The 25063-nt window shown below is 46.5% G+C and carries 25 protein-coding genes; 6 read left to right on the plus strand and 19 right to left on the minus strand.

Going from position 1 to position 25063, the window contains the following annotated elements; all coding sequences use genetic code 11:
- Positions 1–17: 17 nt before the first annotated feature.
- From H7F26_RS00245 to thpR, 3 genes are read right to left on the minus strand one after another with little or no spacing between them, the layout of a single operon-like run.
- Positions 18–938 (minus strand): YegS/Rv2252/BmrU family lipid kinase, encoded by a 921-nt coding sequence (locus H7F26_RS00245; protein ID WP_017474661.1) that lies wholly within the window; start codon positions 936–938, stop codon positions 18–20.
- Between the two features lie 52 nt (positions 939–990).
- A complete protein-coding gene (locus H7F26_RS00250) occupies positions 991–1932 on the minus strand; it encodes a hypothetical protein (RefSeq protein WP_017474662.1) in 942 nt (313 codons plus the stop codon).
- Positions 1916–2521: an RNA 2',3'-cyclic phosphodiesterase gene (gene thpR, locus H7F26_RS00255; RefSeq protein ID WP_009329396.1), complete on the minus strand. Its 606-nt coding sequence runs from the start codon at positions 2519–2521 to the stop codon at positions 1916–1918. The genes H7F26_RS00250 and thpR overlap by 17 nt, the downstream gene beginning before the upstream one ends.
- Before the next feature lie 137 nt (positions 2522–2658).
- Here thpR and cysK point away from each other — a divergent pair, with 137 nt between their 5' ends.
- On the plus strand, positions 2659–3591 hold the full coding sequence (gene cysK / locus H7F26_RS00260) for a cysteine synthase A (protein ID WP_009329397.1): 933 nt from the start codon (positions 2659–2661) through the stop codon (positions 3589–3591).
- A gap of 146 nt (positions 3592–3737) precedes the next feature.
- Here cysK and H7F26_RS00265 read toward each other — a convergent pair whose 3' ends face one another.
- The 3 genes from H7F26_RS00265 to pepV all read right to left on the minus strand — a co-directional run bounded on the left by H7F26_RS00265 (position 3738) and on the right by pepV (position 5943).
- Positions 3738–3947 carry a hypothetical protein gene (locus H7F26_RS00265; protein WP_003184490.1) on the minus strand — a complete coding sequence of 70 codons (210 nt, stop codon included), beginning with the start codon at positions 3945–3947 and terminating at the stop codon, positions 3738–3740.
- A gap of 114 nt (positions 3948–4061) precedes the next feature.
- Positions 4062–4535 (minus strand): DUF2691 family protein, encoded by a 474-nt coding sequence (locus H7F26_RS00270; protein ID WP_009329398.1) that lies wholly within the window; start codon positions 4533–4535, stop codon positions 4062–4064.
- Between the two features lie 16 nt (positions 4536–4551).
- Positions 4552–5943: a dipeptidase PepV gene (pepV, locus tag H7F26_RS00275; RefSeq protein ID WP_011198210.1), complete on the minus strand. Its 1392-nt coding sequence runs from the start codon at positions 5941–5943 to the stop codon at positions 4552–4554.
- Positions 5944–6050: 107 nt separating this feature from the next.
- Between pepV and H7F26_RS00280 the strand changes: the two genes are divergently transcribed.
- Both H7F26_RS00280 and H7F26_RS00285 read left to right on the plus strand, forming a co-directional pair.
- Positions 6051–7358 carry an NCS2 family permease gene (locus tag H7F26_RS00280; protein WP_003184498.1) on the plus strand — a complete coding sequence of 436 codons (1308 nt, stop codon included), beginning with the start codon at positions 6051–6053 and terminating at the stop codon, positions 7356–7358.
- A gap of 332 nt (positions 7359–7690) precedes the next feature.
- The gene (locus H7F26_RS00285; protein ID WP_003184500.1) at positions 7691–7912 is read left to right on the plus strand and encodes a DeoR family transcriptional regulator; all 222 of its coding nucleotides are present in this window, start codon (positions 7691–7693) and stop codon (positions 7910–7912) included.
- Positions 7913–8032: 120 nt separating this feature from the next.
- Here the strand turns inward: H7F26_RS00285 and H7F26_RS00290 are convergent, their stop codons facing one another.
- Positions 8033–8755, minus strand: a complete 723-nt coding sequence (locus H7F26_RS00290; protein WP_003184502.1) for a pseudouridine synthase — start codon at positions 8753–8755, stop codon at positions 8033–8035.
- A 39-nt stretch (positions 8756–8794) separates the two neighbouring features.
- A complete protein-coding gene (locus H7F26_RS00295; RefSeq protein ID WP_003184504.1) occupies positions 8795–10423 on the minus strand; it encodes a putative polysaccharide biosynthesis protein in 1629 nt (542 codons plus the stop codon).
- A 234-nt stretch (positions 10424–10657) separates the two neighbouring features.
- Between H7F26_RS00295 and H7F26_RS00300 the strand changes: the two genes are divergently transcribed.
- Positions 10658–11932 carry a BaiN/RdsA family NAD(P)/FAD-dependent oxidoreductase gene (locus tag H7F26_RS00300; protein ID WP_061566011.1) on the plus strand — a complete coding sequence of 425 codons (1275 nt, stop codon included), beginning with the start codon at positions 10658–10660 and terminating at the stop codon, positions 11930–11932.
- 230 nt (positions 11933–12162) lie between these two features.
- Complete coding sequence (locus H7F26_RS00305; protein ID WP_025806236.1) at positions 12163–13698, plus strand: glycine betaine transporter OpuD; 1536 nt, start codon at positions 12163–12165, stop codon at positions 13696–13698.
- A 35-nt stretch (positions 13699–13733) separates the two neighbouring features.
- Here the strand turns inward: H7F26_RS00305 and H7F26_RS00310 are convergent, their stop codons facing one another.
- The 10 genes from H7F26_RS00310 to H7F26_RS00350 all read right to left on the minus strand — a co-directional run bounded on the left by H7F26_RS00310 (position 13734) and on the right by H7F26_RS00350 (position 20797).
- Positions 13734–13916, minus strand: a complete 183-nt coding sequence (locus tag H7F26_RS00310) for a sporulation protein Cse60 (RefSeq protein WP_003184510.1) — start codon at positions 13914–13916, stop codon at positions 13734–13736.
- Between the two features lie 175 nt (positions 13917–14091).
- A complete protein-coding gene (locus tag H7F26_RS00315) occupies positions 14092–14406 on the minus strand; it encodes a rhodanese-like domain-containing protein (RefSeq protein WP_172619986.1) in 315 nt (104 codons plus the stop codon).
- 82 nt (positions 14407–14488) lie between these two features.
- A complete protein-coding gene (locus tag H7F26_RS21795; protein ID WP_016885607.1) occupies positions 14489–14623 on the minus strand; it encodes a hypothetical protein in 135 nt (44 codons plus the stop codon).
- Positions 14620–15738: a response regulator aspartate phosphatase gene (locus H7F26_RS00320; RefSeq protein WP_161968268.1), complete on the minus strand. Its 1119-nt coding sequence runs from the start codon at positions 15736–15738 to the stop codon at positions 14620–14622. Before H7F26_RS00320 ends, H7F26_RS21795 begins: the two co-directional genes overlap by 4 nt.
- Positions 15739–15833: 95 nt before the next feature.
- Complete coding sequence (locus H7F26_RS00325) at positions 15834–16193, minus strand: DnaJ family domain-containing protein (protein WP_026699132.1); 360 nt, start codon at positions 16191–16193, stop codon at positions 15834–15836.
- 36 nt (positions 16194–16229) lie between these two features.
- Positions 16230–16877, minus strand: a complete 648-nt coding sequence (locus H7F26_RS00330) for a YesL family protein (RefSeq protein ID WP_061566009.1) — start codon at positions 16875–16877, stop codon at positions 16230–16232.
- Between the two features lie 16 nt (positions 16878–16893).
- Positions 16894–18171 carry a Gfo/Idh/MocA family protein gene (locus H7F26_RS00335; protein ID WP_009329405.1) on the minus strand — a complete coding sequence of 426 codons (1278 nt, stop codon included), beginning with the start codon at positions 18169–18171 and terminating at the stop codon, positions 16894–16896.
- A 19-nt stretch (positions 18172–18190) separates the two neighbouring features.
- Positions 18191–18685 carry a hypothetical protein gene (locus H7F26_RS00340; RefSeq protein WP_003184522.1) on the minus strand — a complete coding sequence of 165 codons (495 nt, stop codon included), beginning with the start codon at positions 18683–18685 and terminating at the stop codon, positions 18191–18193.
- Positions 18682–19803 (minus strand): glycoside hydrolase family 88/105 protein, encoded by a 1122-nt coding sequence (locus H7F26_RS00345; RefSeq protein ID WP_009329407.1) that lies wholly within the window; start codon positions 19801–19803, stop codon positions 18682–18684. Before H7F26_RS00345 ends, H7F26_RS00340 begins: the two co-directional genes overlap by 4 nt.
- Positions 19804–19831: 28 nt before the next feature.
- Positions 19832–20797: an ABC transporter permease gene (locus H7F26_RS00350; protein WP_061566008.1), complete on the minus strand. Its 966-nt coding sequence runs from the start codon at positions 20795–20797 to the stop codon at positions 19832–19834.
- Positions 20798–21012: 215 nt separating this feature from the next.
- On the opposite strand from H7F26_RS00350, the gene H7F26_RS00355 reads away from it, so the two are divergent.
- Positions 21013–23322 (plus strand): helix-turn-helix domain-containing protein, encoded by a 2310-nt coding sequence (locus H7F26_RS00355; RefSeq protein WP_017474665.1) that lies wholly within the window; start codon positions 21013–21015, stop codon positions 23320–23322.
- 233 nt (positions 23323–23555) lie between these two features.
- On the opposite strand, the gene H7F26_RS00360 is transcribed toward H7F26_RS00355, so the two are convergent.
- On the minus strand, positions 23556–25061 hold the full coding sequence (locus tag H7F26_RS00360) for an extracellular solute-binding protein (protein ID WP_003184532.1): 1506 nt from the start codon (positions 25059–25061) through the stop codon (positions 23556–23558).
- Positions 25062–25063: the final 2 nt, after the last annotated feature.

The following is a 25063-nucleotide window of genomic DNA, read 5'->3' on the forward strand; positions in this document are numbered from 1 at the left end:
TCCTTCATTCGAAAGATTTATGCTCTTAATCGAAGGGATTCAGTCCCTGTTTTAATGAAAACGGGCGCCCAGCCGATCACCTCTCCATCCGCTTGAAAGAGCACCCGCTCATTCGTATGAAAATAGATGTCTTTCGTCTTAAATGCCGTAACACCGTTTTTGCCGACGTGTTTGCCGAATATCATCGCAAACAAGAGGCCGGCTTTTTTCAAGACGGGCAGGTCTTCAATAATGATCACGTCTAAAAGCTCATCCCGCGGATTCGCATTCGGTGCAATCTTCATTCCTCCGCCATAGTAAGGATGATTTGAAACCGACGCAAACCAGATTTTTTTAAACGTACGCTTGTCATCCCCGTTTTCATACGAAAGAACAAACGGTTTAAACGTAAACGCCGTGACAAAGAAAATCAGCGGATGAATCAAATGATTCAGCCTGAGAGCAGCCGTCCATTTCGGCAAAGCTGACATCTTTTTGGCGGTGCATGCATCAAATCCGAGGCTGAGATGATTCGCAAAATAAAGTTCGTTTTCACTGTCTTTCGTATGAAAGCTTCCGAGGGCATAGGTCCGGGTCAGCGATTGGCCTTTTCGCTTCATTTCTTTGATGACATTCGATTTTTTCACGCCAAAGCCGCGTTTAAAATCATTGCTTATGCCTGACGGGATGACGCTCAGCTGAATGTCCCGCAAGCTGACTAAACCATTGAGCACTTCATGGACGGTTCCATCCCCGCCGATCACCAGAAGACGCTTCAGCCTGTCATCCTGCATCGTTGATATTTGCCTTGCCAACACCTCAGCATGCCCGGGATGCTGAGTCATAAACGAGCGGTACGATATATTTGCCTTTTGGAGGTCTTTCTGCAATGATTTCCATACTCTGAAGGCCATCGAGTTTCCCGCCTTTGGATTTATGATGATATACCAATCGCTCATGATTCCATTCTCCATTTTATAGTATGAAAAAGCCGGGATAACGTTCTGTCGGTCAGCTCAGCCATTCCTGCCTCCGCACCGAGTCGGAGACGCCGTGCGACAAAAGAATTTTCGCCGTTTTCAGCTGCTGGCTTTTAATCGGGGCGAAGTTTTTTTGCTGTTTCTCCAGCCACTTTTTCCAGTGTCTCTTGTCGCAAATGCCGATTCCGTAGGGAGGTTCCGGATAATCGATGTACGATGTACGGCTGACGATGACTTTGCGCACAGGCAGTTCAATCCCCGATCCCTTTAACAAACCGGAAAGAACCTTGCCTGTCCTGAGGAGCTCGACAGCCGGATTTAACAATGACCGTTCCTTGCCCCTTACCGTTTTTTCTTTCCAAAAACGATCTTTGGAACCGATAAATGCGCTGTCCCTCTCACCTTCAAGAAATGACATACAGTAGATTTCAAGGGGAGTGAGAATCAAGACGCTGAGCTCTACCGCAGCCTGATTCACCTGCAGCACCGGCCGATACATGATGAAATATGAATCCGGGAGCTGCTGTGCCAAAATGTGCAGGATTTTATCGCTTTTTATTTCCCGGGAAAGCCTGGATATGTCAGAGATTGTCGAGCTTGCCCATTTCAGCTGAAACTCGTACACGTATTCCTTAAAAAACGATATGAGTTCTTCCCCTGCCGCAGGAATTCTTGCGATCAAGCTTTCATCCGTTTCTCCGTCCAGTCCGTTAAACCATTCATCGGCTTCTTTTCCTTTATTAATATCGGATGCTTCTTTTTTTCTCTTTAATGTAAATGTATTCTTTCTTTTTCCGAACGTTTCATCACCGGCGGCTCCTTTATCGTGATGAAAGCTTTCTTTCTTTTTTTCAGACATCTCTTTAATTGACTGCCAGCGCTGCTTTTTCAAGCGGATAAACTGGTTGATATAATGATAAGGATCCTGTTCATACCTTGAAATACAGTCCTGTATTTTAATAATCTGTGCCATCTGCGTTCATCTCCGAATCTTGCTTTTCTGCAGCCGGCCGTTCGCCGAAATGGAAAACGGCTTGATGCTCATATTTGGGAAGCCCGTCTAAATGGGTTTGAAAGATGGTGAAATGCAGGGCCGTAAAAGACACCGCGTCTTCAAGCGGCTCCAGGCGTCCGTTAAAAGAGGCCGATCCATTCCACTTTCTGGCGACCGTCACATGTGGATGAAAAGGCCGTTTTTCAATTTCAAAGCCCGCCTCATCCGCTGCATGCTTCACCTGTTCCCTCACATGGAAGAGAGCGGCTGAGTATTCCGGTTCCACATGAAGAATTCTCGGCTCCGACGGCTTTCCGAAGGTTCCGAAACGTTTTATCGCAAGCTGAAACGGAGCCGTCTCATCAGAGATCAGCTTGAGGCTGCCAGCAAGCATCGCCAGCTGCTCCTTTTCAGCAGAGCCGAGGAACACGAGGGTGATGTGGTAGTCCAAAGGATGCACCCATCTATGAAAAGAAAATTCCGGACGGCTGCTGACCGTTTGATAAAGCGGCTCACTAAGCTCCGCCGGAATTGGAATTCCAATAAAGTAATGCGGTTTGACTGACATATGTATGGCTTCCTCCTCATTCGTCTTCTCTATATTTTAACAAAAAATATGGACTTATAACCTCTCTATTTTCCACTTTCCAAGGGCTTATGATAGGATATTGACAGAATCATGTTTTTCAGAAAGGGTGCACAGTTGTGAGAGCCGTTCAAAATATTGCAGAATTAATCGGGGAAACGCCCCTTGTCAAGTTGAACCGCGTTCAGCCCGAAAACGCGGCCCAAGTTTATATCAAGCTTGAATCTTTTAATCCGAGCGGAAGCGTAAAAGACCGCGCGGCCTACCAAATGATCCTGGATGCCGAAGAAAAAGGCCTGCTGAAACCGGGTTCAACCATCATCGAACCGACGAGCGGGAACACCGGCATCGGCCTTGCGATGAACGCGGCGGCAAGAGGCTACAAAGCCATTCTTGTCATGCCTGATACGATGACGAAGGAGCGGATCAATCTTCTGAAAGCGTACGGAGCTGAAGTCGTCCTGACGCCGGGGGATGAAAGAATGCCGGGCAGCATCAAAAAAGCGCAGGAGCTCGCTCGGCAAATACCAGGCAGCTTTATTCCGATGCAGTTTGATAATGAAGCCAATCCGGAGGCTCACCGGAGATCAACCGCTCTGGAAATTGCCCGGGCAATAGAAGAAATCGGCAAACCGCTCGCTGCATTTGTTGCAACAGCAGGGACAGGGGGAACGATTACCGGAACAGGCGAAAAGCTGAAAGCTTTATTTCCGGGAATAACCGTTCACGTGGCAGAACCTGCAGGGTCGCCTGTTTTATCCGGCGGCAAACCCGGAAAACACAAGCTTGTCGGGACAAGCCCTGGATTTATCCCAAACATTTTAAACGAAAACGTCTATGACGAAATCTTAAAGATCAAGGATGAAGAGGCCTATGAGATGACGCGCAGATTGGCGCGGGAAGAAGGAATCCTTGTCGGCCCTTCTTCAGGAGCCGCTTGCTTCGCTGCTGTTGAAACGGCCAAGAAGCTCCCTTCCGACAAAGTGGTCGTCTGCATGACGGCCGATACAGGGGAACGCTATTTATCAAGCGATTTATTTCAATTTGATTAAGAGAGAAAAGCCTGGATTTCTGTTTTGAAATCAGGCTCAGATTGTTGAAAAAATCCCAAAGCTAAGAGACGTTTTGGGATTTTTTCATCCTTTCAGCGTGAACGCAACCCTTGCAGTCTAGGAAGGCCGAGCATTGGAGCTGGTTTTCACAGGATGTGATGACGGCAGTGTTCAGGCAGGACGACGCCCGCTCCGTTAGCCGCCGTTTCTCTTTTGTTCGTGAGCATCGACTTAGCAGGCCTGGCAACGAATGCGATGGTTTGCCGACACGGAAAGAAGCGGATAAAACGCCCCGCAACCGAAAAAGAACAAAAATAAAATGAATAAAACCGTTTCAATTCCTTTTCCTGCTTCAAAAAGCCCCTCTCCTCCCGGACGCCTGTACGCACCTTCACTATATTCGTTATCCCTGAAAACAGCAATGTTTAACAGCAAAAAAGCCGCTCTCTAGAGCGGCCGTCTATGTTGTGCTACACATGCATTCCTGTTCTGGCATCGTTGTGATCCGTTATATATTCAATCCGCTTGAAACCGCAGTCCTTTGCATTTTGATATAGAAGCTCCAGGTTTTTTTGATCTTTGCAGTATATCGTGACAAAACTCGAATCGGCTGTAAGCACAATCAGCTCGCAGCTGCTTTTCATATATGATTCATTTGTGCTGACATCTTCGGGATGGCCATCCTTCGGAAAAGCCTTCAGATCGGCGAAGATGAGATAGTACCTTGCGTCTTCCAGCCTTTTTTTAAATGCTTCTCCTGTCATCACCTGCGGATCTTGAGGAAAAAGATTTTCATCTGACAATTCACCGTTTTCCACGAGATAGCATTCGCCATCGGCAAGCAGCCAATTGAAATCGGCCGGTTCAACCGGCTTCAGTATATCGAGAAGAAAGCGCCCGTACCCGTTCGGGATTTCAAATAAAACGCCTCGCTTATGACTCATGCCATCACTCTCTTTGCTACTTCGCCAATTCATAAATGGCCTGTGCATAAATCGATACAGCCTTCAGCAAATCGTCGATTTCCATATACTCGTCTTTCTGATGGGCAACGTCAGGACGGCCTGGAAACAGCGGGCCGAATGCCACGCCGGCTTTCAGTGATCGTGCATATGTCGCCCCGCCGATGGAAATTAATTGTGCCGTTTCCCCTGTCTGCTCTTCATAGACCCGCTGCAGCGTTTTGATCAGTTCATGGTCTTTTGCTACATGATGTGGCTTGCTGTCTTTAAAGCTGATGAGCCGGGCGCCCTTTATTTGTGAAAGCCCGGATTTCACCCGGCCGCTCTCTTCAGTAACAGGATAGCGGATGTTAATATGGGCCTCCCCGCCTTTTCCTTGTTCATACTGCAGCCGGCCGACATTCAGCGTCAGCTCTCCGCTGATGTCATCGCGGCAGCCGATGCCGATCTTTTTCCCTCTCGTATCTCCGGCAAAAGCCCCGCTAACCGTTTGAACAAAATGGAGCCCGGCTCTGTCAAGGGATTGTGTATGTAAAAACTCGGCCAAAATGAGACCGGCATTGACTCCGTTATTAGGTTCCATGGCATGAGCCGATTTGCCGTGCACGGTTAATGTCAGTCTGCCGCCTTCTTGAAGAATACGCCCTTCTGCGCGTTTTTCTTTTACAAACCGGGCAAATGACTCTTCAAATTCTGACGGGACGGCCCCTGCCAGGACGGCTTCCGCATCATCAGGCACCATGTTCAGGCGCCGGCCGGACCGGAATGCCTCCAATACTAAGTCCGCACCTGTTTCCGCCTGATCAGTTTCAATTTTTAAAGCTGCGTCAATCAGGCCTTTTTCTGCATAGATAATCGGAAAATCAGCATCAGGCGCAAAACCGGCCGAAGGCATTTCTTCGTGTTTAAAGTAATGCTCCACACAGCGCCAGTCGCTTTCTTCATCGGTTCCAATAATCATTCTGATCCGTTTTGATAAAGGGAGGCCCGAGTCTTTGACAATTTTTAATGCATGAAACGCGGCCATTGTCGGCCCTTTATCATCAAGCGCTCCTCTTGCATAGATTCGGCCGCCCCTTATTTCAGCTGCAAACGGGTCGCTCGTCCATCCATCGCCGGGAGGAACGACATCAATGTGGCAAAGCACGCCGATAATCTCCTCGCCTTTCCCCCATTCGATATGGCCTGCATAACCGTCAAGGTTTTTTACCGTAAACCCGCTTTCCTCCCCTTTATTCAGAAGCGCTGTCAGGCATTCTTGAATCCCTTTTCCAAACGGCCGTCCCGGACCCGCCGTCTCTTCGTCAAGGACGCTGTTGATTTTTAAAAAACCTTGAATATCCTCAACGATCTCATTCCGTCTTTTTAAAACTTCCTGTTCCCAGTTCATAATTTCGCCCCTTCTTTTTTCAGTTTAGCCAAAAACCCTTGCAAAAACACCCGATAACGAATAATATAGATATTGTTTTGCTATAATGTTCGTTATTGGAGGAAATGATGTTTAACATAAAAGAAAACCAAACCACAGTCAAAAAAGAAATCCTCGCCGGTATTACAACCTTCTTTACAATGGTTTATATCGTCGTGGTCAACCCGAGTATCCTTTCCGGCACAGGCGTCCCGTTTGATCAAGTGTTCACTGCCACAATCATCGCTGCAGTCGTCGGAACGCTTTGGATGGCGCTTGCCGCCAACTTTCCGATCGCGATTGCACCCGGGATGGGACTGAACGTGTATTTTGCAGTGTCAGTCGTCGGCTCATCCAACGGCGAAATTTCTTATCAGACGGCGTTCAGCACAGTCTTCGCGGCCGGCATTCTCTTTATTATCTTATCGCTAACACCTCTTAGAAAACAACTGATCGAAGCGATTCCGGCTAATTTAAAATACGGAATTACCGCCGGAATCGGATTGTTTATCGCTTTTGTCGGTCTGAGAGGAGCCGGCATCATTACCGCGAACGAAGCCAATTTGGTCGGACTCGGCAATCTGCACTCGCCCGGAGTGATACTGGCATTAATCGGCTTGGCTTTCTCTGTCGTTTTGATGGTGATGAATGTGAGCGGCGCTCTATTTTTCGGTATGATCTTAACCGGGCTGATCGCCTTTTTTACCGGCCAGCTTGAGTTTACCAAAGGGATTATGTCGATGCCTCATCTGCCGGAAAAACTGATCGTCACAAACCCTTTCGCCGCTTTTGGCGATGTCATCCACTACGGCCTTTATTCGGTTGTCTTTTCGTTTCTGCTCGTGACGATTTTTGATACGACAGGAACGATGATCGGTGTCGCTGAGCAAGCCGGACTCATGAAAAACAACAAACTGCCGAATGCAAGAAAAGCCCTCCTTGCCGATTCTACAGCGACGACAGTCGGTGCAATGTTCGGGACAAGTCCGACGACCGCCTATATCGAATCATCCGCCGGGGTGGCCGCAGGCGGAAGAACGGGGCTTACGTCTTTAACAGTCGCTGTGCTTTTCGGCGCGGCCCTGTTTTTCAGCCCGCTTGTCAGTGCGGTCTCCGGAATCGCAGCGATTACGTCGCCGGCATTGATCATTGTAGGAAGCATGATGATCGGCGCCGTGACGAACATCCGCTGGAAAGAACTTGACGAAGCATTTCCGGCCTTTCTCGTCATCTTGACAATGCCGCTGACATCATCTATTGCGACAGGCATTTCCCTCGGGTTTATCGCTTATCCGATTGTGAAAGCCGCGAAAGGCAAATGGCGCGAGATTCATCCGCTTGTCTTCGTGTTTGCTGTTCTCTTTTTCATACACCTTTTCTTTTTGGAAGGGCATTAATCAACTGAACCCCGTCTTATTTAAAAAGACGGGGTTTTTTCAATATGTACTTTTAACTTCATCATCTTCACCACCTTTCTTTTATTACGTATGAAGAAAGAAAAAGTTTAAATTTTTTCATCAAAAAAACGTGTTCGCACTGCATGTTCTGCTCGCGATTTTCGTTTTTTCAATAATTTGGCTCCGCCTTTTTTCTGGATATTTGGCAAAGGGATCGTGTATAATATTTATTGATCATTTTCAAGAAATGGTCGCTAACCGTCCATGCTGCATTTTGGAGTCGTAAGTTGTGGTAGTCAAGTCCATTCGATCATACGATAGGGAGTGGTTGTTTGAAACCTTCAACAAACCGAATGCTAACCAGGATCAAATCAGTCTACATGTTCATTCAAGAAAAGGGACTCGTTACAACCCAGGAACTGGTTGATGAATTTGGCACTACACCGAGAACAATCCAGCGTGATCTGAATGTGTTGGCATACAACGATCTAGTACACAGCCCCAGCAGAGGCAAATGGGAGACTACAAGAAAAAAAGTGAAAATCTCCTCATAGCAATATTCTGAAAAATTGAACTTTAGCGCTGAATATCATATAAGAAAGCCATCAAACATAAAAAGCATCAAACTTGGTTAAGTTCGATGCTCCACAAACCCATTTCAGGCACTCGATGAATCAGAGTGTCTTTTTGTTTTGCAATGCGGCAAGCTCGTGTTCAGAGAGCTCCCTGTATTCCCCTGGCAATAGCTCTTCATCGAGATCGACATCCCCCATTTTCAGCCGCTTTAAATAGATGACGTCATGGCCGACCGCCTTCAGCATTCTTTTCACCTGATGAAATTTTCCTTCCGTTATTGTCAAAAGCAGGCGTTCTACGCCGTTTTCGCTTGCCAGAAGCGATGCTTCAGCAGGTTTCGTGACATATCCTTCACCGATATCGACCCCTTTTTCAAGCTGATCAAGTGCCGCTTGATCAATCGGCTTATTGACATGGACTTCATACGTTTTAGGTACGTGTTTTTTCGGAGATAAAAGCTGGTGTGCCAACTGTCCGTCATTCGTCAGAAGCAGCAGTCCCTCAGTATCCTTGTCAAGCCTTCCGACAGGAAACGGCTCAAACCTCAGCAGCTCCGGGTCGAGCAAATCGACAACCGTTTCCTGCCGGCTGTCTTCTGTTGCTGACAGCACTCCTTGCGGCTTGTTCATCATTAAGTAAATAAATTCCCGGTACATGACGGGTGCCCCGTATACCGTGATGTCGTCTGATTCCGGGTCAACGTGCTTTTTGGCGTCTTTGACTAATTGATCATTGACGCGCACCGCGCCGTTTTTCAGCATTTTTTTGACTTCTTTTCTCGAACCATAGCCGCTGTTTGACAACAGTTTATCCAATCTCATGAAGACACCCCTTTTTTTACATAAAAAGAAAAGCCCTTTTTAGGAGGCCTTTCTTTTGAAAAAGCGATTCAATCGCTGACCGAAGATTTTTTCGAGCAGTTTCACACGGTAAGCCAAGTACAGATAAACTGACCCGCCCACTGCGGTTGTGATGAAAATGACGACAGCAGACCTGATCTGCCCGCCTTCGTATGAAATAAAAATACTTAGAAGCGCCTGGACAAGCAGCAAAATGATGCCCATGACCGCCGTCAGGATCAGCATCAGCAAAAACCGTTTAAACAGTTTGCGATACGAATAGCCGGCATGGCGTTTAATCATGATAAATCCGTATAGGAGTGAAGCTGAATAGCCGAGCGCCGTTGCCAAAATCGACCCGCTGCCTTGAAGCAGCTTGATGAGCGGAACGTTAAGCGCGATTTTGATCACAATCCCGATCATCAAGCTGACAACCGCAAATTTCTGCTTGTTCACCCCCTGCAAAATTGCAGCGTTGACGGTGAAGAGCGAGAATAACAGCGCCACAGGCGCGTACCAGAACAAAATATCTCGTCCCATTTCAGGGAGCAGGCTTTCCGAGCCGTAAAAGAACGTGTAAACCGGCCCCGACAAAAGAGCCATACCGACTGATGCCGGAAGAACGATGAAGAGAATGATCTGCATCGCCTGATCAATCTGTTTGTTTAAAGCAGGGAAATCTTTGTTGGTAAAGTTTTCAGTCACCGCCGGAATCAATGTCAGCCCGAATGCCGTCGCGAGAGATACCGGAATCATCACAAGCTTTGGCACGTACAGCGTCACGATCGCCATCAAATCCTGGCTGATGTTTTGATAGCCGGCTGCAATCATCGCTTTATTAAACGTATTCGTATCAATGTACTGGTAAAGCGGTATCGCCAGCCCGACAAAGACATAAGGGGCGGCATAGCTGAACAGCTCTTTAAACATTTGCCGGTACGTAATATCGGCTGAAGGAACAAGGTTCGGCTTCAGCGCCAGGAGCGCCCCTTTTCTTTTCTGCCAGGAAAAGTAAAGAGTGAACAGTCCGGCGAACGCTCCGATCAAAGCCGCAAAAGTCGCATAGCCGACAGCGACGACAAGCCCGCCGTTTAATACTTTGATCACCAAGTAAGTGGCCGTTAATAGAAAGACGATTCTGGCAATTTGTTCAACTACCTGTGAAACGGCTGTCGGCCCCATCATCTGGTGACCTTGGAAAAAGCCTCTGATCAGCGCCAAGATCGGCACAACCAGTAGCGCGAGACTGACCATGCGAATGACATACACGACATGTTCAAGCGTCAGCCCGTTGTTTTCTGTTCCGCCAAGGGCCATCTCTGCAAAAAACGGGGCGGACAAATATAGAATGGAGAAAGCAATGATGCCTGTGACGAGCATCATCGACATTCCGGCGCGCAGCATCCTTCTCGTTGTTTCATAATCACCCATCGAGTTATATTTCGAAACAAACTTGGACACGGCCGCCGGAAACCCCATGGTCGCAATGCTTAAAAAAATCGTATATTGATTATAACCGTACTGGAACAGGGCACCGCCGGTGGCACCGACCATGGCTCCGAACGGAATCAAATAAATCATTCCGAGGATCCTTGAAATATAGGTACCAAGCGTTAATACAAATGTGCCTCTTAACAGTTTGCTTGACATGTTCCCAATCACCATTTTTCTTCAATAGATTCAACTTTTCTATTTTAACATACAGGCGCTCCACTCAGGTAATAATAACATGGCTAAATTTTAACATGGCTTTGTTTTATCGTTTTTTCATCATGCCGTTCTTTCGTTATAATAAGAAGATGGAGCGCGGTTGTTGTCTGATGCAATCTGCCCCGCCTGCACAGAATGCAGGCTTTACAAGACAGGAAAGTTGAGGATATTGGTATGAAGTATTTTGATGTCATCGTCATCGGCGGAGGCCCCTCAGGATTGATGGCCGCAATCGCGGCCGGTGAACAGGGGGCGGACGTTCTCTTAATCGACAAAGGAAACAAACTCGGACGCAAGCTGGCCATTTCTGGAGGCGGACGGTGCAATGTGACGAACCGCTTGCCGGTTGATGAGATCATCCGGCATATTCCCGGAAACGGACGCTTTTTGTACAGCGCTTTTTCTGAATTTAACAATGAGGACATCATCAAGTTTTTTGAGCGTCTGGGCGTCAAGCTGAAAGAGGAAGATCACGGAAGAATGTTTCCTGTCTCCGACAAGGCGCAAAGCGTAGTGGATGCACTTTTAACAAGGCTCGAACAGCTTCATGTAAGCGTACGTACAAACGAAAAAGTGAAAACTGTCCTATACAATGAAGAAAAAGCGTGCGGGATCGTGACGGGCAGCGGTGAAGAAATTGCAGCGGGATCTGTCGTTATTGCTGTCGGCGGGAAAAGCGTCCCCCATACGGGATCGACCGGAGACGGCTATGAATGGGCGGAAAAAGCCGGCCATACGATTACGGAACTGTTTCCTACAGAGGTTCCGGTTACGTCTGACGAGCCATTTATCAAGCAGAAAACATTGCAGGGCCTATCACTGAGAAACGTCGCCCTCAGCGTATTGAACAAAAAAGGAAAGCCGGTCATCACCCACCAAATGGATATGATTTTTACCCATTTTGGACTGTCCGGACCCGCAGTCCTCAGATGCAGCCAATTTGTCGTCAAAGAGTTGAAAAAGCAGGAAAAACTCAGGCTGAAAATCGACTTGTTCCCTGATATTCATGAGGAACAGCTTTTTCAACGCATGCATAAAGAATTGAAGGACGCTCCGAAGAAATCACTCAAAAACGTGCTGAAGCCTTGGATGCAGGAAAGGTATCTGCTGTTTCTTTTCGAGCGCAACAAGATTGATCCTTCTGAAACCTTCTCTTCCCTTTCCAAAGACCGTTTCAGAGCTTTCGTCAAAGACTGTAAAGAGTTTACTGTCAACGTGAACGGCACCCTTTCGCTTGACAAAGCCTTTGTGACCGGCGGAGGGGTTTCCGTAAAAGAAATCGATCCTAAAAAAATGGCGTCCAAAAAAAAGGAAGGGCTTTATTTCTGCGGGGAAATCCTCGATATTCACGGCTATACGGGTGGGTATAATATCACATCCGCGCTTGTCACAGGCAGACTTGCAGGCTTGAATGCAGGCGAATTTTCGCTTTGCCGGAGAAAAAAATAAAATTGCTCCAAACCCTTGACAAATGTGGAATGGCAGAGTTTCAGCCCAGTGCTGAGACTTGTGCCTTTTTTGAAAAGTATGTTACGGTTAAAGAGTTTTGTTTCACCTGATTGTGGGGTAATAGGGGAAGCTAGGTCAAACTTCCTGAGAGAGAATGATTTTTATATGTGCAACTCATACTAAACATAATGATGGGAGTAAGGACGAAAAATGATTAGAGGGTGAGGATGATTTTGAAAAATATTTCAAGCGTTTTTTGGATTGTGATTGTTATCACAGCAGCAGCTGTATTATGGGGAATCGTTGCTCCGGATAACCTTCAGGCGTTAACGACTTCGATTCAAGGTTATGTTACAAACACACTCGGATGGTATTACTTATTGGTGGTTTCTCTGTTTGTCGCATTCAGCATCTTTTTGATCTTCAGTCCGATTGGAAAGATCAGATTAGGGAAACCTGAAGAAAAACCTGAATTCTCTCGATTATCTTGGTTTGCCATGCTTTTTAGCGCAGGTATGGGCATTGGTCTCGTATTTTATGGCGCGGCTGAACCGATCAGCCATTATGCCATTAGCTCTCCATCAGGTGAAACAGAAACAGCCCAGGCCTTCAGAGATTCTCTGAGGTATACATTTTTCCACTGGGGATTGCATGCTTGGGCGATCTATGCGATCGTTGCCCTTTGCATCGCATACTTTCAATTCAGAAAAGACGCGCCTGGCTTGATCAGCGCGACGCTGTTTCCGGTCTTCGGCGACAGAGTCAACGGACCGCTTGGAAAAGGGATTGACTGCATCGCTGTATTTGCAACCGTCGTCGGTGTAGCGACTAGTCTCGGAATCGGCGCCACGCAGATCAACGGCGGACTCCATTATCTATTCGGAGTGCCGAACAGCTTCCAGGTGCAGCTGGCGATCATTGCAGTCATCACCGTTCTGTTTTTAATTTCCGCTTGGAGCGGAATCGGAAAAGGCATCAAGTATTTGAGCAATACGAACATGGTGCTGGCCGGCGTCCTGATGATCTTTATGCTGTTTGTCGGACCGACGGTGTTAATTATGAACTCGTTTACGGACACGATCGGAACGTATATCTCCAATGTGGTGCAAATGAGCTTCCGCCTTGCGCCTAATGATCCGGACAGCCGTGAATGGATCAATTCATGGACGATTTTCTACTGGGCTTGGTGGATCTCCTGGTCGCCGTTTGTCGGTATTTTCATCGCCCGCGTATCAAGGGGGCGCACAATCAGGGAATTTTTGATTGCCGTCTTGTTTGCGCCTACTGTGCTGGCGTTTCTATGGTTTTCAATTTTCGGGGTTTCAGCGATGGATCTTCAGCAAAAAGGGATTTTCAACGTTGCAAAACTGTCTACAGACACGATGCTGTTTGGAATGTTTGACCACTACCCGCTGGCTATGATTACATCTATCGTTGCCTTGTTGCTCATTGCCGTATTCTTTATCACTTCTGCAGACTCGGCAACATTTGTTCTCGGAATGCAAACGACTTACGGTTCACTGAATCCTGAGAATTCGGTCAAGATATCATGGGGCATCATCCAGTCAGCAATGGCTGGGGCGCTCCTGTATTCAGGCGGACTATCGGCGCTGCAAAACACCGCCATCCTGGCCGCACTGCCGTTCTCAGTCGTCGTGATTCTCATGATTGTATCGTTATATAAATCTCTGTCACAAGAACGAAAAGAGATTAAACAAGCCGAGAAATTCCAGAAGCCAAGAAGCCCGAGGGTGAAAAAAGCATAAATGAAAACAGCTCTTCTCTCTGAAGAGCTGTTTTTTTATGTCCTGTATAAGATTAACGCTGAAAAACAGTAAAGCTGTTCGCCTTGAGGATCGCATGCGGCTGATACGTCATATTTTATATCGACCAGCTGGTCTTCCGACAGCTTTTTTAAGAATTCATTGATTTCATGCTGCAAATCTTTTTCGTGTTCTTCATCAAATACGGCCACCTTCAGCATACGCTCTCTCCTTTCTATAATGAAATGTATTCGCACACAGCCGAAGTTATGCTTAAAATCCTTAGCAAAAGAGCCTTCAACATTGGCAGCAGACGCTCCGAACGTTACCTGGCATTTGGTGCTCCATTTTAAATAAAAAAACTTCTTACCTGTACAGATAAGAAGTCAAATCCGCTTATTTTGTTTTCGGCTTCGTGTTTCCGGTCCATTCGAGCATGCCGCCGACCATGTTGGTGACATCAAAGCCTTTATCCTGCAAATAGAGGCAGACATTTTCGCTTCGTTTGCCTGATCGGCACACAAAAATATAAGGCTGATCCTTTTGAAAGACGTCGAGTTTTTCAGGGATATCCCCCATTTTAATGTGGACGGCTTCAGGGATCATTCCTTCAGCCACCTCTTCATCTTCTCTGACGTCGATAATGTTCAGCGTTTCTCCTTTTGCAAGCCTGTCTTTCAGTTCATCAGTCGAAATCTCTTTTATCGTCATCATTACTGCTCCCTTCAATTGCCTTTAGGTGAGACTATTATAGCAAAAGTCGGGAGGCCATTTCTATTTCGGCATGTTTTCTCTATCGTCCGCTGTCAGGAAACACCGACTTTCCCAATGGCTGAAACGATCCGTCCTGTGCTGCAGAATCAGCTGTGAAGCTTCCCCCCATCAGGCAAACAAGCATGACGGCGAAAAAACAAATGTTTTTTTTCATATAATCCCCTCCTTCATTTTATATATTTGATTTTTCGCATGCTGCGATTTTTCCAGGTAAAGCGCGCTTTTTTCATGGTCGCCTGACTTCATGTAATAGTCGGCAATATCTTTTGTCAGTTCAGCAACATGCGGCCATAGCCGTTTATCACTCATATATTCAAGCGAAAATTCAATATCGAGCGGATGGCCAGCGTCATACAGGGCGAAAATCAGCCTGAACTTCGCTGCGTATTCATCCTCTCCTAATTCGGCCGATCTGGTAAATCCCTCTTTGCAGAGACGTCTCGCTTCTTCGGGAGAACCGTTTTTGTACATGAGGTGAGACAGCTCGAAAAGGGTGTTAATGCCAAAAACCGATTGCTCATGGACACCGATTGAAAGGGCTTTTCTAAAGTGCTCCTCCGCCAAAAGCGGCATGCCGCATTTGGCATAGTTCAGTCCCATATTATGATAGATCAGCCCGATGATTCGCCGGTTTTGAAGGGCAACGGCCTGATCAAGCGCCCGCCCGTAGTGCTCCTCAGCTTGTTTGATGCGGAACAATTCAAACTGCACCGATCCGAGTATCATTTCGCATCCGATCGTTTTGTCTATGTATTCTTTATGCTTGCTGAAAAGTGAGAGCGCTTTTTCGGAGTAGTTCAACAATCTGAAATGATCGTCTATTTGGTAGTAGGCGGTCGCGATTTTATAATAAAATTCCGCTTTTTCAATTTCATCGGTCAGTTTATGCAGCTTCGCTTCCGCTTTCTTGTAACAGCTGATCGCCTCAAAATAGTTTTTCTCATAAAACTCATACATGCCTGAAAAAAAGAAAAAATAGTACTGAATGATGTCATCCGCGCTCTTAACCGTTTCCTTCTGCCTTTTAATTTTCCGGAAAAGCTCGGCTGATTCTGCAAACTGCTCCATCATCAATTTGCAGCGATAGTCCAACAGCTGAAAATAAAGCTCCAGATCTCCGCTTTTCTCCATTTTAGAAAGCAGGTTTTGGATCTCGTACCTCAAAGATACAGCCTGGAGCGCTTCATGGCGCTTGATCATGGTGTACCACTGATTCAGGAGCCCGGCCGCTTTTTCGTATGCCGCTTTCGCTTCCACTTCTTCATTCATCCTTTCTCCTTTTTAAAAGCATAAATATTACCTTTATTTTACATAATATGATTGTTATTGGCAATTATTTTTATGAATAAGTGCAGGGAATGGCATCAGCTCCAATATTTGAGCTGACTTTCGAGGTTTTTGGCTGAAACAAGGCCTTTTTGGAATTGGTTCGGACAGGTGAGGTTGTATTTTTTAATTTTTTGGTTGATGGCATCAATCAGCGTTTCGCGCTGATTCGATTTGATCGCTTTTTCAATCTCTTGTTTAATTTCCTTTTGCAGCTTCAGCCATTCCGGCAGATATCGGGCGTTTTTAAGGGTTGACGAAAGCGCATCCCCCTCGAGCATCTCTTTGCTGAGCGGTTTTCCATAACCGGGGAGGGACTTGAAATCGTCTTTCTTTTCGCTCTCCTTCACGGCTTCATCAATCCAGTGAAGATATCGTTTTTCAAATTCTTCACCCATATGGGCCAGCTCCTTTCACACACCTAAAACAAAGGATTAAGTGTGTCTTGTCGTTATGACGGTTTCCTTCTGTTCTGCGGCTTCCGCTTTTTTCAACACTTGATATGCCAGCCACATAACCGCATAACTAAGCAGACTGACACTGAAAAAAGGAACGATCCCGGGCAGAAACGCAAAAGCGATATAAAGCATTGCAGTGACCGCCATCATCGTTAATGTATACTGCAAATACGATATGCCCAGAATCAGCGAAAACTTGAAATACATTCGCTTCTTCCAATCGAAATGGGCGAGCAGCGGGAACATATAAAACAGCATGATCAAAAACAAAAATCCAAAAACCATAATGACGAACCGGAGAACGTGCAATAGGAGATGATCCGGATAAATAAAAGCAAGATCTACATAAATGATGATGCCGGCCGCCGCCAGAATGAGACCGATGGCGTTGGAACGAAAAAACTCGCCGCGGTACGCCTGCCAGAACGTTTTGAATATCGGAATATCGGTTTTGCCCATGATCCATTTTCTCGTCACTGAAAACAATGCAGTCGTCGCCGGCATAAACCCGAAGACGCCAAGGCCGAGCATAGTAAAAACAAACCACAGCAGATTGGCGTAAAAAAACTTCAGCACCCATTCACAAAAGCTCAGCACCCTTCCCATGGAGACGTTTTGTTCCATGAATTTCTCTCCCCCTTTATGTATATTGCCGGGTATGCAGAAGTTCACTGATTCCTATCGGCTTTTTTTCTTTGATGGAGCGCCACAATGCCTCGCCGGCTGCAATTGAATAGGCGCCTGCTTCGGCACCGGCCAGAATGTCATAATTCCTCAAAGGGTCTCCTCCGCCAAACAGCTCCTCCAAAAGCAGCGGGTCTCCTCCGCCATGCCCGCCGGGCTGCCTGACGACGCGAATCGTTTCTTTCGATTCAAACAGCGGATAATAATCGATGGTCTGTTCGGGAACTTCAAATGGGACTCTTGCCGGAGCATGATATTCCTGTGTTTCAAGCCTTCCCTTTGTCCCGTTGATTGCAAGCCGGTAGCCTTCATACGGGGCTGAAAAATGAACGGAGTAATTCAGCAGCGCCCCTTTGCCGTATTTCAAAACGGCTGCATACGTATCCTCGATGTCGATTTCTTCATCGAAAATACACGCGTCAGGCCTGTAATCGGTATAGAGCAGATGCTGGCTTTCATTGGTCTTGACATGGTCGTCCTGCGGGTCGCCTGCCTGCCACCTCATATAATAGCGGCATTTCTTCTTGACATGGCATGTTCCGCAATAGCGGTTTTCCCCTTTTTCAGGATTCATTTCGCCGCGGGGTCCGTAGTAGTACAGACCGCCGTAGGCAAAAACCTCGCTGGGCGTTTGATCAAGCCACCAATTGACAAGATCGAAATGATGGGTTGACTTATGGACGGAAAGACCGCCTGAGAATGCTCTCATCCTGTTCCAGCGTTTAAAATAGCTTGCGCCGTGATACGTATCGATGTACCAGTTCAAATCAACCGACGTAATCGTGCCAAGCTTTCCGTCAAGTATCAGCTCTTTGATCTTGCGGTGGTACGGATTGTAGCGATAGTTAAACGTAACGGTCACTTTTCCTTTGCTCTCGGCTTCGGCTTTTAACACGGCTGCCGCATCCCGTGCCGTTGTCACCATCGGCTTTTCAGTGATCACATCAATATCTGCCCGTAAAGCGCCCAATATATAGCGGACATGCGTATCATCACGGCCTGCTACAATAATGGCGTCCGGCTTGATTTTGTCAAGCATTTCGGTAAACGCTTTCTCTTCGAAAAACGGGACGGGGCGAAGCGCCGGAAACCTTTCTTTGCAGACTTCCTCCCTCAGCGGATCGATGTCCAAGAGCGCAGCGATGCGGTTTTCTTTCCCGTATTTTCCCACCAGAGGCTCGATAAACATGTTAAAAGCGCGGCCGCTCAGACCGCATATCGCATATTTTTTCATCGGCTCCTCCCCCTTTCATTCATTTTGCTTGAAGCGCTTCGATGAGTTCCGTCGCTTCAGGGGTTTTCTTCGCATAAACCGGTATGAAAGCTGCCATATCTGTATTCAACTGAACCGTATAGCCGTTCAAACGTTTTTCTCCTTTTTCGATGACAGCCGCATACAGCTGTACTTCCCCGTTTTTGCCCGGAGCGCTGTACGGCTCTTTTTCTTCCGAAGCAGCATTCAATGGCTGAAGTCCTTCAGGATCGTAAAAAGGTTTAAACATGTCTTCTGGAACGATAAACAGATCTCCTTCTTTCGCCGCAATTTCAACAAGGAGTTTTTCCGGGGTTGCCGGGAAAACGGTGATGTTGAGCTGTTCTTTCCCGACAGCGCGCTGCACGTTTTCCTTTACTTCAGCCGGTGCATCCGAAAAAATCAATACGTCTGTTCCCCGGCTACCATCCTTTCCGCATGAGGTAAGAAGAAGCACTGCTGCTATTAGAAGGACGGAGAAAGCGAAGTTTTTCACTTCGCTTCCCCGCAGGAAAAACGGCCGGTCTTTTCAAGTTCTACAAGAGCCATAACCAAGGCGCCGACACCGTGAAGATCGTTGGTGCTTTTTTCCCGTCCGACATAATAATCGTATGTCCCTGCAGAAGTTCCGACGCAGATATCTTTTAAAAGCAAGCCTTCTTTTGCGCTCATCTCGATTTTTTCTTCGACGAGTCCTTTGAAAGCCTTTGCCGCTCTATCAATATATGATGAATCAATATAGCCCATGCGAGCCCCTTTGGCCATCGCGTACATATACAAACACGAGCAGGAGCTTTCGAGCCAATTGTCCGGAAGTCCGCCTTTATCGACAACCTGGTGCCATAGCCCTGTGCTTTCATCTTGAAAATCAGCAATGCTTTTGACCATCTCTTGAAGCGTCCGGGTCCACTCCTGTCTTGTGCTATGCCCCTGCGGGAGCAGTTCGATCATGTCGCTCAGTGCAAGCGCGTACCAGCCGATTGACCTTCCCCAAAATTCTGGAGAACAGCCTGAGACGGGGTCGGCCCAAGGCATCTGCCTCTTTTCATCCCACGCGTGATAATATAATCCCGTCCTGCAGTCTTTCGTATGCTTTCTCATTAGTTTTTCCTCGAGGATGACCTTATCGTAAAGTTCAGGCTCATTGAACGCCCTTGCATACTTGAGTGCGAAAGGCCCTCCCATGTACAACCCGTCAAGCCACATTTGGTAAGGGTATTTATCTTTATGCCAAAAACCGCCTTCTTCTGTTTGATTCAGCGTTTCAAAAAGGCCCCTCAGCTTTTTTGCAGCTTTGCGGTAGCGTTCATCGCCCGTCTCCTCGTACAAAGGATAAAGGAGAAGTCCGGCTTGTATAGCGTCCAGCTCATCCCTCCTGAAATAAAAATTGCCGCAGTCATCGATGAGATCATCGGCATATTCTTTTACATATTTGAAGTATGCTTCTTTCCCCGTTTCTTCCCAAAGGCGAATCAGGCCGCACAGAAATACGCCCTGATGGTAGTGCCAGCGCCCGGCCGGTGGCAGCTCTTTCGGTGTATACGCTTTCATTATTGTATTGGCCGCTTCTTCAGCAATGTAAAGAGGCGATTTTGTGATGAGAGATTGATTCATGTCATTCAATTCCTTTCATCAAAAAATATTAATATATCCCTTCTTCTCCAAATTTCTTCGCCATCCTGTTTGCAAATACGACAAGAATGAGACCGACAGCTGCTTTAAATAAACCGACGGCTGTACTGTAGCTGAACTGTCCCTGCTTTAACCCGGCCGTGTATACATACGTATCAAAGATTTCGGCCACTTCGCGGTTCGTTGCATTCAAAAGCAGATACACATGCTCAAAGCCGAGTTCGAGCGTATCGCCGATTTTCAAGATCAGCAAAACGACGATGACGCTTCTGATCGCGGGAAGTGTGACATGCCACATCCTCCTCAGGCGATTGGCCCCGTCCATTTTCGCCGCTTCGTAAAGCTGCGGATCGACAGCTGTAATCGCCGCCAAATAGATGATCGTCGACCAGCCGGCTTCCCTCCAGATGACCTGAAGAATGTACACCGGCCTGAACCAGCTTTCATTCAGCAAAAAATTGATCTTTTCTCCGCCGAAGTAGGCGATAATCTCATTGATCAATCCTCCGTCAACAGTCAACAGGACGAATGAAAGCGATACCACAATGACCCATGACATAAAATGCGGAATATAGATCAGCGTCTGGACAAACTTTTTGAACAATGCGACTCTGACTTCATTCAATAAAAGCGCCAAAATAATCGGTATCGGAAAGAATACAACAAGGTTGAGAAAAAACAAAATCAATGTATTCTTCAACAGCATAAAAAACGTCGGTTCGGTAAACAGCCTTTCAAAATGCTTAAAGCCCACCCATTCGCTCCCCGTTATGCCGAGAAACGGCTGGTAATCCTGAAACGCTATGACAATCCCCCACATCGGCACATACTTAAAAAGCAAAAAATAAATCAGTCCCGGCAAAATCATCAAATATAAATATTTTTGCTGGAGAAGCTTTTCCCAAAAACGCGTCTTTCGTTTTTTTCCAACAACAAGGGCCGGATTTTTTCCGGTCTGGACATCGGCTGCTTTCATAAACGGCCTCCCTTCGTGATGTTTGCTTTCACTTTATCCCACCATGAAAAAATAAATCTACAATCATATCATCACATCGGCCGCACCTCGCCCGGCAGCCGGCAAAACCTAATAAAATGAAACGATGGTTAGAAAATGATTATTGACAAATTCACACAAAAGTCGGATTAATTATATATGAACAACTCAAACGAAGATTTGTTGGGGGGGAATTTATGAAGAGAAAACAATATAAGTTTTACTATAAACTGGTGACCTTCTTTCTCATTCTGAGCACCATTCCGGTCATCATCGTCGGCTTTTTTTCCTATCAGAGATCAGCGGAAACGATTGAACAAAACGTTACAAACGAAAAGCTCCAAACCGTTAGCCAGACACAGCTAAATATTGAACATATTTTAAAAACGGTTGACCATTCCTTCACCAATTACGTCCGTTCCTATCCTTTAATTCAGACGCTCAGCCGCACCATTACACCAGAACGCTTTCAGCTGTATAACCAAATCAACAAGGAATTAAACGAACTCCAGACATTCGATACCGATCTGTCGGATATCACGCTGATCAGCCAAGAAAAAAAGTGGTATATCAACAACTCCGGTTTATACCCTTTAGATCAGGGAAAACAAGCCATCACGCTCTCGCTTTACAACGCTTTAAAAAGCCGTTCCAGCTGGGTGCTTGAAAAAAACAACGGCCTTGTCGCCACAAAAGAAGGGGCTTCGGGAAACTGCCTGTACAACGTCAATCTGGTCAAACAGCTTCCCCTGAACAGCATGGAAAACAGAGGCCTTGCGATCGCGAGCATTCCTTCTTGTTCGCTTGTCAAGCGCATGCCGGATCATTCAAAAACAAACAGCATGATGGTGCTTGATGACAACGGACGGATCATCCTTCACTCAGACCCGTCAATGATCGGGCAATCGATCAAACAAGAAAATTACTTCAAAACGATCCGCCGGCACCAAGAAAAAAACGGCCAGTTTGATACAACAGTCAGCGACACCGCCTATAACATTACATACCAGAAATCAGATTATAATAATTGGATATACGTTTCGTTAACGACCATTCCGGAACTCTATCAGCAGACGGCATCAATCGGCTGGTTCACGTTTACGATCTGCCTCATTTTGTTAGCGCTTTCATATTTATTCTCCTGGTTTGGTTCACGCCATTTTTACAGGCCGATCAAGGTTTTATACGAATCCGTCTCCGGCTTTTCTGCAGGAGCCGATTCCGTCCAAGAGAAACCGAAAAACGAATTTGAACTGATTGAACGGAACATTAAAGAAATGAAAAATAAAAACCATGATCTGAAGGTGCGCGTCGAACAGCAGGTCACCCAGCTGAAGCAGTATTTTTTAACAAGGCTATTGCTCGGCAAGCTGAGCGAAGAAGAAATCAAAGACCGCTTTACTGGGCTCGGCTTCCCTGAAGATTGGAGCCATCTGTCGGTATTCACACTGCAAATTGATACATTGAAAGACACATCATACGAAAAAAAGGATCTTGATGTCCTGCTGTTTGCGATCAACAGCCTTGTCGAACGATCTGTGCCCAAGAATAAGCGCCTTCCGCCGGTTGTCATTGATAAAACGCAGACCATCATCATGCTGAATCGCGGACAGCCGCTGGAAAGGTTTCAGGAAGACTTAGAGCATACCGCATCAGCCATTAAGGATAAAATTCATGAAGAGCTTGGGTTGTTCGTCAGCATCGGCATCAGCCAGCCATTTACAAGTCTTGCAATGTCAAAGCGCGGTTATTTGGAAGGGCTTGAAGCACTGACATACCGTCTGAAATCCGGAAAACACGCGGTGATTTTCTATGAACACCTTGACCGCAACAAAGCGTTTTTAACCCAGTTTCCGAAGCAGATTCAAAATGAACTGTTTGAAGCCATTAAAACGTGCAACCGTAAACAAGCGGCCGAACAGCTACACCTTCTTCTTGAGTCGATTTGTTCTGAAAACATGAATCCGCATCACTGCCAGATTGCGATTGCAAGGCTGTTGAACAACTTGATTGAATTTATGCATTTGCTCGGAATCGAGATTTTTGAGCCGAACGAAAATACGATGCTGTACGACGACGTCTTTGAGCTGACGACCATCGAGGAAATTGAAAGCTGGCTGAACGCGCAGATTATCATTAAAATGATCGATACACTCAGCATCAGAGAAGAATCGCAATACAAAAACATCTCAGAAAAAATCGTCCATATTATCCAGCAGGAATTCGACACGGACTTGACGCTCGAATCGATCGCAGGAAGGCTTCATTACAACCCCAATTATTTAAGCAGCATCTTCAGGAAGGAAATGAAAATATCGTTCAGCGAATACTTGTCATCATACAGGCATCATATCGCGAAAAACTGGCTGACGGAAACGACTATGTCCGTAAAAGAAATTTCCGAAAAACTGAAATACAAAAATCCGCAGAATTTCATCCGTTCATTTAAAAAGCTGGAAGGAATCACACCCGGCAAATACCGCGAGCTGAAAAACCATTCGGCATAAAAAGACAATCCCGGCTCCTCGGGATTGTCTACATTGTTGACAAAATCCCAAAACGACTTTTAGTTTTGGGATTTTGTCATCCTTTCAGCGTGATTGAAAACCCTTGCAGTCTAGGAAGGCCGAGCATCGGAGCGCAGCGAATGTTGGAATTCGTGAGCACCGACGCGCAGGCCTGACAACGAATGCGAAGGTTTGTCGACACGCTGACAATCCCGGCTCCCCGGGATTGTCTTCTATTTTTCTGCTTTTTTAAATGACTCCTCATATTCTTCTATGACTTGATTTCCGCCGTTCGTGCGCCATTTTTCAACCGCTTTCTCGAACTGGCTTTCATTGATTTTGCCGAGAATGAATTGGTATGTGGCATCATCAATGATCTTTTGCAGTTCATCGCCTCTTTCAGATGCGGCCGGTGAGTACAGGCTTTCGGCCGGGTTTGAGACGATGATTTCGTTATTGTCCTCTGTCAGCTCTTCATATTTTGTGCGGAGCGGATCGCCCGTATTTTTCAAATATTGCTTATCAATGCCGACGAGAGAAACGAGCGGCTGAATTTCCGCCTGCCAGTCTTTCAGTTTCTCGTCGATCCGTTTGAATTGTTTATTCCCTTCTTTTTTATAGTGAACGCCTTCGATCCCGTATGTCATCAGACTGTAAACATCCTCTTCGGCGATCCGGTCGAAAAAGGCCAGAATCCTCTTCAGCTCTTTTTCTGTTTTGACGCTAGTTTTCGGGAAGGCAAAGATTCCGTTATGCCCGCCTGATGCCCAGACGCGTTCCTTTCCGTCCGGCCCTTTGATCCGATTGATGATCTCAAGTTCCATTTTATCATCGACAGACTGGTCTCTTAGATTGACGGCATCAACCATATTTCCGACATAAATGCCGGCCTTCCCTTGTGAAAACATTTCTTGCTGCTGCGTTTTGCTCGTCACCGGAAAGTCTTTGTTGATCAGCCCTTCATCATACAGCTTTTTCATATATTTCATCGTATCCATGTACTCTTTTGTCATGAAGTCAGGCGTGAACTTGCCGTCTTTTTCCTCCCAATCAGTCGGCATGCCCATATAGGACCCCAATGTTTTAAAGGCGCCGTAGATCAAATCGTTTCTGTCGGCAAAGCCGATCGTATCGTTTTTCCCGTTTTGATCAGGATCTTTTTCTGTAAATGCCTTCGCTGTTTCGTAAAGTTCATCAACTGTCTTCGGCATATCGAGTCCAAGGTTGTCAAGCCAGTCTTTACGGATGACGATCCCCTGTCTTGATAATGGGCGCTCCCTGTAGATGCCATAAAGCTTTCCGTCGATTGAAGCGTTTTTATTGATCAGCTTGTTCATCTTGCTTAAATTCGGATAATCCTTTAAATAAGGTCCGACTTCCCAAAACATCCCCGATCTGAATGCATTCATGACAGATGAATTTTTAATGTCCTGAATGGTGACGACTTTCGGCAGGTTTCCGGCGGCGAGCGCTGAGTTTAAACGGTCCTCTTTTACCGCATCAGGCACCCACATTAAATCGAGCTTAGTATTGGTGAGTTCCTCGATTTTTTTAATCGCCGTGTCCTTCGGCGGCTGCTGATGGTAAAGGATCACCATCCAGCTCAAGTCCAAAGGCGAGTTCAAATCGACTTTCTCCTCCTTCGAAGAAGCCTGGTCTGCTCCACTGTTCGAACAGCCAAGCAGTCCGCCGGCCAAAAGCACGAACGCAAAAATCGGGATCAGCCATTTTTTCCCCATAT

Origin of the sequence: Bacillus sp. PAMC28748, assembly GCF_014250415.1 — a bacterium.
Lineage (GTDB): Bacteria > Bacillota > Bacilli > Bacillales > Bacillaceae > Bacillus > Bacillus licheniformis.